Genomic DNA, 9,070 nt, shown 5'->3' on the forward strand with positions numbered 1-9,070 from the left:
CGTACCGTCAGGCGGGGCCGCGGGCTGTGCCGTCCGGGCGGGGGGCCGGGGCCCGCCCGTCCCGGGCCGGGGGTGTGACCGCCTGTTCCAGTGCCCGGAGGAAGGCGTCCGTCGTGGGGCGGCTCCGTACCGCCAGGCGCAGCCACCGGTCGTCCAGGCCCGGGAACGTGTCCCCGCGCCGCACCGCGTACCCGAGGTCGCGCAGCCGGTGGCGCACGGCGGTGGCGTGCGGGAGCCGGACGAGGACGAAGGGCCCCTCGGCGGGGCCGACCACCCGCAGGCCGACGCCGGTGAACTCCGCCAGCCCGGCGACGAGATGGGCCCGGTCCGCGGCGATGCGGTGGGCGGCGTGGGCGGCCTCCGCCAGGGCCCGCGGCGCCACGCACGCCTCGGCCGCCGCCAGCGCGGGCGTGGACACGGGCCACAGCGGCTGGGCGCGCTCCAGACCGGTGATCGTCTCCGGGGCCGCCAGGACGTACCCGATGCGCAGCCCCGCCAGCCCCCACGTCTTGGTGAGACTGCGCAGGACGACCAGTCCCGGTACGTCCGTCCGCCCGGCCAGTGCCTCTCGCTCGCCCGGCACCGCGTCCATGAACGCCTCGTCCACCACCAGGGTCCGGCCGGGGCGCGCGAGACCGGCGACCGCGGCCGCCGGGTGCAGCACCGACGTCGGGTTCGTCGGGTTGCCGATCACCACCAGGTCGGCGTCCTCCGGGACGGCCGCGGGGTCGAGCCGGAAGCCGTCCGCCTCCCGCAGTACCACCCGGTCGACCGTGTGCCCCGCATCCCGCAGCGCCGCCTCCGGCTCCGTGAACTGGGGATGCACCACGACCGGGCGCCGCACCTTCAGCGCCCGCGCCAGCAGCACGAACGCCTCCGCCGCCCCCGCCGTCAGCAGCACCCGTTCCGCCGGCAGCCCGTGCCGTGCCGCCACCGCCGCCCGCGCGGCCCGCCCGTCCGGGTAGGCCGCGAGGGAACCGAGCGAGGCGGCGACGTGCTCGCGCAGCCAGGCCGGGGGCGTGTCCGCGCGGACGTTCACCGCGAGGTCCACCAGCGCCGAGCCGTCGTCGCGGACCTCGGCGTCCCCGTGGTGCCGCAGGTCGTGGCCCCCGGCCCCGCCCCCGGATTCAGTGCGCATGGGAGTGCGCGTGTCCATGCCCGTGATGGTGCCCGTGGTGGTGCCCGTCGTCGTCGGGGTGGAAGTGCGGCTGCTGCGGCAGCCCCACCTTGTCCTCGAAGCCCGGCAGCGCGATCCGGTACACGCACGAGTCGCAGTTCATCCGCAGATCACCCTGGACCGCCTCCTCGTACCGCTCCCACACCAGGTCCAGCAGCTCCGGCTCCGGCCCGACGACGTCCGCCGACCGCACCCCCGTCTCCGGGTGCGCGGCGGCCCACTCCTCCGTCTGGTGCCGGACCCGGTCCGGGAGGATGCCGGTGAACAGGAAGTACGGCAGCACCACGACCCGCCGCGCCCCCAGCCGCGCACACCGGTCCAGGCCGCCCGGCACGTCCGGCTTCGCCAGCGACACGAACGCCGTCTCCACGCCCGCGTATCCGCGCCCCTCCCACAGCAGCCGCGCCGCCTTGAACACCTCGGCGTTGGCGTCCGGGTCCGTCGACCCCCGCCCGACCAGCAGCACGGTCACCTCGGAGGGGTCCCAGGACGGGTCGACCGCCTCGGCGAGCCGCCGCTCCAGCACCCGCAGCAGCGCCGGGTGCGGGCCCAGCGGACGCCCGTACGTGTACGAGATCCCGGGGTGCCGCTCCTTCTCGCGGGCCAGCGCCGCCGGGATGTCACCCTTGGCGTGCCCGGCGGACACCAGCATCAACGGCACCGCGGCGAACCGGCGCACGCCCCGCTCCACCAGCTCGGCGACCGCCTCGCCCAGCGGAGGCGGGGACAGCTCGATGAACCCGCCCGCGACGGGCAGTTCGGGGTGGCGGCGGCCCAGCTCGCGCACGAAGTCGCGGAACGCGTCGGCTCCGGCCTCGTCCCGGGTGCCGTGGCCGGCGATGAGCAGGGCGGGCGGGGTCGTCACAGGTTCTCCTCGGGTTTCTCGGACAGGGGCTTCTCGGACACGGTCTTCTCGGCGGCGGTCCGCCCGGACACGCTCTTCTCGGAGAAGACCTCCCCGGGCACGGTCCTCACGGACGCGGGTGTCCCGGCAGCCGGGCTTCCGGGGTGGTACAGCAGGGCGTTCAGCGCGGCGGCGGCCACCGCCGACCCGCCCTTCTCGGACACGTTGCTCACGGCGGGCAGCCCGCTCTCCCGCAGCGCGGCCTTGGACTCGGCCGCCCCGACGAACCCGACGGGCAGCCCGATGACGAGCGCGGGCGAGGCGTCCAGGGTGAGCAGTTCCTCCAGCGCGGTCGGCGCACAGCCGATCACCCACAGCGCGCCGGGCCCGACCTGCTCGTACGCCAGCCGCATCGCCCGCGCCGAACGCGTCAGCCCCGGACCGGCGACGGCGTCCCGCAGCCGGCACACGGTCTCCCGGCGGGTGATGCCGGCCGCGACCATCTCCACGTCCACCACGACCGGCGCCCCGGCGTGCAGCGCGGCGTGGGCCTTCGTCAGCGCGCCCTCGTCCATGACGAGGTCGGTGGCGTACTCCAGGTCGGCGGCGGAGTGGATGACCCGCTCCACGACCGCCCGGGTCAGCGGCGGGAAGTGCGAGGTGTCCAGCCGGGCGCGCAGCCGCCGGAAGGACTCCTGCTCGATGGGGTGCACGACACGGCTCACGCGGACTCCCCGGGCGTTCCCTGCCAGCGGTAGCCGCGCGGCGTCACCATGCGCCCGGCGATCTCCCGGGTCGCGGTGTTGCCCACCGTCACGACCGTCATCATGTCGACCGTGGCCGGGTCGAGAGCGGCGAGCGTGGTCAGCCGGCTGGACTCGTCGGCCCGCGACGCGTTGCGTACGACACCCACCGGCGTCGTCGGCTCCCGGTGTTCGGCGAGGACGGCCAGCGCCTTGGGGAGCTGCCAGTCCCGGCCCCGGCTGCGCGGGTTGTAGAACGTCACGACGATGTCCGCCTCGGCCGCCGCCCGCACCCGCCGCTCGATGACCTCCCAGGGGGTGTGCAGGTCGGACAGGCTGATCGAGACGTGGTCGTGGCCGAGCGGTGCGCCCAGGATCGCGCCGGCCGCCAGCGCCGCCGTCACCCCCGGTACCCCGACCACGTCGATGTCGTCGGACGCCTCGGCCAGCGCGGGCGAGGCCATGGCGTACACCCCGGCGTCCCCACTGCCGATCAGCGCGACGGCGTGCCCGCGCCGGGCCTCGGCGACCGCAGTCCGCGCCCGCTCCTCCTCGGCGCCGAGCCCCGACTCCAGGATCCGGGTGCCGGGGCGCAGCAGGTCGCGGATCTGGTCGACGTACTGGTCCAGGCCGACCAGCACCGAGGCCCGCCGCAGCTCGGCCTGCGCGCGCGGTGTGACCAGGTCCCGGGCGCCCGGCCCGAGCCCGACCACCGCGAGCCGTCCGCGGCCCGGCCTGCGTACGACTGCGCAGGTCGCCATCGCGGGACGCGCCGACGACTTGCGCTTGGGCACGAGGAGGTCGCCGCCGCGCAGCAGCGCCGCGGCCTCCGCGACCGACGGGGTGCCCACGGCCGCGAGCGGGGCGTCCGAGGGGTTGGGCACCTCGACGCCCGCCAGCTCGCCGGCGGGGTACGCCACCAGGGGCACCCCCAGCCGCTCGGCCGCCCCGACGATCCCGGGCTCCTCCGCCTTGGCGTCCACGGTGGCCAGCTCGGCGACCGACGCGGCGGTCAGCCCGGCGTCGCGCAGGGCCTCCTCCACCAGGCCGAGCACCTCGTCGACCGGTGCACCCTTGGAGGCGCCGACGCCGACCACCAGGGACGGCGGACGCAGGACGACCTCACGCTCGGCCGGCTCCACCAGACGGTCCGTCAGCCGGATCGCGTACGAGCCGTCCGCGCCGTCCTCCGCGACCGGCAGCGGCGGCAGCGGCCAGCCCACCTCCGCCCGCAGCGCCACCGGCTCACCGTCCAGCAGGGCTCGCGAGACCCCGGCGACATCGCCCTCCACGGGCAGGCCGAGCGTGTCCAGGCCGGGCAGTCCCACGGCGTCCGTCGCCGTCGTCACCACCGGTTCGGCGCCCAGCACCTCGCCGACCGCACGGGCGAGATCGTTGGCGCCCCCGGTGTGCCCGCCGACCAGCGACACGGCGAACCGGCCGCCCTCGTCGACGCACACCACGCCCGGGTCGGTCCGCTTGTCCCCCAGCAGCGGTGCCACGAGCCGGACCACGGCGCCCGTGGCCAGGAAGCAGACGAGCCGCTCGCACTCGGCGAACGCGGACCGTACGGCCTGCGCGACGGGTCCTTCGTACACACGCGTGCGGTCCGGCCACGCCGCGGCCAGCCGGTCCCGCGCAGCCGCTCCCGCCGTGGTGGCGGAAATGAGGCCGATCACTGGCGGACTCCTTCAGTACGGGTGCGGGGCCTGGTGCCCCACAGCAGGAAAACGGGATTGGTCGCCGCCAGCCGGGTCACGTCCCCCGGCAGCGGCGCGAGGCGGGACGACTGCAGCAGCACCCCGTCGCAGTCCAGACCGGCGCCGAGCAACGCCTCGCGGGCCGCCGGCACCCGGTCCAGCGCGGCCATGGCGACGACCACGACCCGCCGTGTCCGGCGGGCGCAGGCCGCGACGATCGCGGGCAGCTCACGCCCGCCGCCCCCGACGAACACGGCGTCCGGGTCGTCCAGGCCGGCCAGCGCCGCGGGTGCCGCCCCGTGCACGACCCGGACGTCGACGCCGTGCGCGGCGGCGTTGGCGCGGACGCGCCCGGCACCGTCCGGCGTCTTCTCGACGGCGGTGACGGCGGCGCCGAGCCGCGCGCACTCCACGGCCACGGAGCCGGAACCCGCGCCGACGTCCCAGACCAGGTCGCCGGGCCGGGGCCCGAGCCGGGCCAGCGCCAGCGCCCGCACCTCGAACTTGGTGATCATCGAGTCGCGGTGGGCGAACGCGCCCTCGTCCAACGCCCACCCGGCCCACCCGCCCGGCCCGGCCCGTCCGACCCGCACGCCGTGCCCGCCCTGTGACCCCCGCTCGGCCCGCGCGTCGGTCCCGGGCCGCCGGGGCAGTGCTCCGGGCCCGGCCTGTACCCCCGGTGCGGCTCCGCCGTCTCGTCCAGCCCCTCCGGCGACGGGACCGGGCCGCCCGCCGGCATCCGCCCCCCTGGCGGCACCGGGCCGCCCGCCGGAACCGGACCATGGCCCGGCGATCGTCCGTACCGGCCCCAGCGCCCGTGCCTCGTCCAGGCACAGCACCACGCTCACCGCCGTCCCCCAGTCACGGGCGGCGGCCTCGGCCGGCGTCACCCGTTCCACGCGCTCCTCGGCGGAGCCCAGCGCGGAGGCGACGACCAGCACCCGCGTGCCGTCGTCCCGCAGCGCCGCCCCCAGCTCCGCCGGGCCCGCACCCGGCCCGGTCAGCACCGCCGCCTTCGGGTGGGCGCGGCACACGTTCACCGCCGTCCGCAGGTCCCGCCCGTGCGCGCTGGCCACCACGGCGTCGTCCCAGGGCAGCCCGACCCGCGCGAAGGCGGCGGCGACGGACGACACACCGGGCCGCACGTCGAGCAGCTCCGGGCCGAACCGCTCGGCCAGCGCCCGCACGATCCCGAAGAACCCGGGGTCGCCCGAGGCCAGCACGAGCACCGGCCGCTCGTTCGCGACGTACTCCGCGACCGTGTCCAGGGCGGGCGCCAACGCCCCGAGGACGACCCGCTCGGCCCCCTCCGGCAGCCGTACGGCGTCCAGGTGCCGCCGTCCGCCCACGACCAGCTCCGCACCGTCCGCCACGTCCTCGGGCAGTGGGGAACCGGTCCCCGCCCCGACCACCCTGATCACGTGCTCGCACCCCGCGCGCGCAGCGCCCTGCGGGCCTCGGGGTCCGCCTTGCGGTAGCCGTGGAAGTGCCCCGGGTGGTACAGGTGCGAGCGGGTGCCGTGCGCGTCGAGCGCCGGACCGACCAGGAACAGGGTGTGCTTCCAGAGCTTGTGCTCCTTGACGGTCTCCTCCAGCGTGCCGATCGTGCACCGCACGACCAGCTCCTCCGGCCAGGTGGCCTGGTACGCGACGACGACCGGCGTCTGCGTCGGATAACCGCCCTCCAGCAGCTCCCGCACCAGTTGGCCGCTGCGCGCCGCCGACAGGAAGACCGCCATCGTCGTGCCGTGCTTGGCGAACTCGCGGACCTCCTCCCCGGGCGGCATCGGCGTCTTGCCGCCGCCGAGCCGGGTGAGGACGACCGACTGCGCCACCTCCGGGATCGTCAGCTCCCGCTGCGCGAGCGCCGCGACCGCGGAGAACGCGGAGACGCCGGGCACGACCTCGGTCGCGATCCCGATCTCCGCGCACCGGTCCAGCTGCTCCTGCGTACCGCCCCACAGGGCGGGGTCACCGGAGTGGATGCGGGCCACCCGCAGCCCCTCCTCGCGGGCCCGCCGGTAGACGGCGACGACGTCCTCCAGCGACATCGTCGCCGAGTCCAGGACCTCCGCGTCCTCCCGCGCGTGCTGGAGGACCTCCGCCTGGACCAGGCTCGCCGCCCAGATCACGACGTCGGCCTCGGCGATGGCGCGGGCGGCGCGGAAGGTCAGCAGATCGGCGGCGCCGGGACCGGCACCGACGAAGGTCACCTTGCCGGCGGGCGTGCCGGCCGGGGCCACGGGAGCCTTGGGGTCCATGGAATTCGGTCCTCTCCTACGCATATTTACTGCGGTTGCTGCTGTCGGTCGCGCGGGAACGCGGGGTGATCGGATAGCAAGGGCCCATGGCGGTCTTCGTCGCGCTCGGCGCGTTCCTGATGACGCTGGCCGGTGGCTGGACGGCACAGCGCGTGACCGACCGGCGCCACCTGGTCCTGGGCCTCGCCGGCGGCCTGATGCTGGGCGTGGTCGGTCTCGACCTGCTGCCGGAGGCCCTGGAGGCGGCGGGCGGCGAGGTGTTCGGCGTGCCCGAGGCACTGCTGCTCTTCGTCGCCGGATTCCTGCTCGCCCACCTGGTGGAGCGCCTGCTGGCCGCACGCCGCGCCGCGCACGGCGCCGACGAGCACGGACGGCGCTCGCCCCAGGTGGGCCTGACGGCCGCCGCCGCGATGGTCGGGCACAGCGCGATGGACGGCGTGGCGATCGGCGCGGCCTTCCAGGTCGGCGGCGGCATGGGCGTGGCGGTCGCGACGGCCGTGATCGCCCACGACTTCGCGGACGGCTTCAACACCTACACGCTCACCAGCCTGTACGGCAACGCCCGCCGCCGGGCGATCGCGATGCTGGTGGCCGACGCCCTGGCACCGGTGGCCGGCGCGGCCTCGACCCTCTTCTTCACGATCCCGGAAGGACCACTCGGCGCCTACCTCGGCCTCTTCGGCGGCGTACTGCTCTACCTCGCCGCGGCCGAGATCCTTCCCGAGGCCCACCACGAGCACCCTGCCCGCTCGACCCTGCTGTGCACGGTCGCGGGCGTGGTGTTCATCTGGCTGGTGGTGGGCGTCGCCGAGTGAGCGGACGGGCGCCGGGCAGCTCACAGTTTCCCGCCCCGGCCGCCCTCGCGCCGGGCGGGCGCGATGAGCGTCGACAGATAGGGCAGCGGCGCCCCGTCCAGCTCGCCGGCCGGCCGTACGGACTCCTCCGGCAGCCCCAGCGCCGAGCCCCACACCGCGTCCCCGAGCCGCCCGGTCTCCCGCAGCGCCTCGGCGACCTCGGCCGCCTGCCGGCCGAACTTGTAGGCGACGACCGTCCCGGGCCCGCGCAGCGCGTCCCTGAGCACGGCGGACCCCGCGGTGACCGGCACCAGCGTCAGCGGCTCGGTGCCCTCCGTCAGCACGGCACCCGACCGCGCGGCGAGGTCCTGCATGGCGGTGATGCCCGGCACGGTCTCCACGACGGTGCCAGGCACCAGCGCGCCGACGGTCTGCGCGAGGTACGTGAACGTGGAGTACACGTTGGGATCGCCGATGGTCGCGAAGGCGACCGAGCCGTGGGCGCGCAGCAACCCGGCCACCCGCTCCCCGGCCGCGTCCCAGGCGGCCTCGCGCCGCGCCCGGTCGGTGCGCTCGTTGAGCGCGAACACGACCCGGACGACCTTCTCGGCGGGCACGTAGTGCAGCACGGTCGCCTCGGCGCGGCCCCGCTCCCCGGTGTCCATGACGGGAACGACGACGACCTCCGCGGCGCGCAGCGCGTTCACGCCCTTGACGGTCACCAGCTCCGGGTCCCCGGGCCCGACCCCCACCCCGATCAGCGTGCTGCTCATGACGTCCGGCACCTCTCCACGAACCGACGGGCGACACCGGGCTCGGACGCCCAGTGCGTGTGCAGATAGCTCGCGTGCACACCGCGCTCCACAAATCCCTCGACGCGCCGGTCCGGCGCCCGCATCCCCCACGCCGGCGCCGTTCCGGCCCCCGGCTCCACGACCGTCCGGTGGAACTCGTGCCCCCGCATCCGCGTCCCCGCGACGGCCAGCGCGCTGTCGGTCACGGCCACGGCGTCCCGGTAGCCCAGGGTGAGCCGCTCGGACATCCGCGCGCGGGCGTCGAGCACCCCGCACATCGGCAGCCCGTCCAGCTCGCGGCACAGGTACAGCAGCCCGGCGCACTCGGCGGCGACGGGAGCACCGCTCAGGGCGAGTTCGGCGACGCTCTCGCGCAGCCCTTCGTTGGCCGACAGCTCACCGGCGTACACCTCGGGAAACCCACCTCCGACGACGAGGCCGTCCGTCCCCTCGGGCAGCTCCTCGTCCCGCAAGGGGTCGAAGGTGACGACCTCGGCCCCGGCGGCGGCGAGCAGCTCGGCGTGCTCGGCGTAGGAGAACGTGAACGCGGCCCCACCGGCGACGGCCACCCTGACTGCCGGGCCGGCGGTCTGCAGCCCGTCCGGCGTGTGAGGACGAGGCCGTCCGGGCCGAAGCGGGGACCCGGGGGAGGCAGCCCCCGGGGACGACGGGGGTCCCCCCGCTGGAGCGGAGCCGGGAGTGGGGGAGGGAAGGGATGGCGGGGGCGGGGGCGGGGAAAGCAAGGCCTCACCCGCGTC

At 76.3% G+C, this 9,070-nt stretch carries 8 protein-coding genes and 1 pseudogene; 1 reads left to right on the forward strand and 8 read right to left on the reverse strand.

The annotated features are described in order from the left end of the window. Positions 1 to 7: 7 nt before the first annotated feature. The 6 genes from cobC to cobM are packed head-to-tail and all read right to left on the reverse strand — an operon-like array spanning position 8 to position 6,724. Positions 8 to 1,156: an Rv2231c family pyridoxal phosphate-dependent protein CobC gene (gene cobC, locus KUM32_RS27850; RefSeq protein ID WP_217144732.1), complete on the reverse strand. Its 1,149-nt coding sequence runs from the start codon at positions 1,154 to 1,156 to the stop codon at positions 8 to 10. After that, the gene (locus tag KUM32_RS27855) at positions 1,128 to 2,042 is read right to left on the reverse strand and encodes a sirohydrochlorin chelatase (RefSeq protein ID WP_217144733.1); all 915 of its coding nucleotides are present in this window, start codon (positions 2,040 to 2,042) and stop codon (positions 1,128 to 1,130) included. Before KUM32_RS27855 ends, cobC begins: the two co-directional genes overlap by 29 nt. Continuing rightward, positions 2,039 to 2,746 (reverse strand): precorrin-8X methylmutase, encoded by a 708-nt coding sequence (locus tag KUM32_RS27860; protein WP_308408732.1) that lies wholly within the window; start codon positions 2,744 to 2,746, stop codon positions 2,039 to 2,041. Before KUM32_RS27860 ends, KUM32_RS27855 begins: the two co-directional genes overlap by 4 nt. Next, complete coding sequence (gene cobJ, locus KUM32_RS27865) at positions 2,743 to 4,443, reverse strand: precorrin-3B C(17)-methyltransferase (protein ID WP_217144734.1); 1,701 nt, start codon at positions 4,441 to 4,443, stop codon at positions 2,743 to 2,745. Before cobJ ends, KUM32_RS27860 begins: the two co-directional genes overlap by 4 nt. Beyond that, complete coding sequence (gene cbiE / locus KUM32_RS27870) at positions 4,440 to 5,885, reverse strand: precorrin-6y C5,15-methyltransferase (decarboxylating) subunit CbiE (RefSeq protein ID WP_217144735.1); 1,446 nt, start codon at positions 5,883 to 5,885, stop codon at positions 4,440 to 4,442. Before cbiE ends, cobJ begins: the two co-directional genes overlap by 4 nt. Further along, a complete protein-coding gene (cobM, locus tag KUM32_RS27875; protein ID WP_217144736.1) occupies positions 5,882 to 6,724 on the reverse strand; it encodes a precorrin-4 C(11)-methyltransferase in 843 nt (280 codons plus the stop codon). Before cobM ends, cbiE begins: the two co-directional genes overlap by 4 nt. Before the next feature lie 86 nt (positions 6,725 to 6,810). On the opposite strand from cobM, the gene KUM32_RS27880 reads away from it, so the two are divergent. Next, entirely contained in the window at positions 6,811 to 7,539 is a 729-nt protein-coding gene (locus KUM32_RS27880) for a ZIP family metal transporter (protein ID WP_217144737.1), read from the forward strand. Positions 7,540 to 7,559: 20 nt separating this feature from the next. Here the strand turns inward: KUM32_RS27880 and cobI are convergent, their stop codons facing one another. After that, positions 7,560 to 8,291 carry a precorrin-2 C(20)-methyltransferase gene (gene cobI / locus KUM32_RS27885; protein WP_217144738.1) on the reverse strand — a complete coding sequence of 244 codons (732 nt, stop codon included), beginning with the start codon at positions 8,289 to 8,291 and terminating at the stop codon, positions 7,560 to 7,562. Next, positions 8,288 to 9,070: pseudogene (locus KUM32_RS27890) on the reverse strand (cobyrinic acid a,c-diamide synthase); the annotation flags it as partial. The gene cobI and the pseudogene KUM32_RS27890, both read right to left, overlap by 4 nt.

The sequence above is a fragment of the Streptomyces sp. AC627_RSS907 genome, assembly GCF_019049165.1.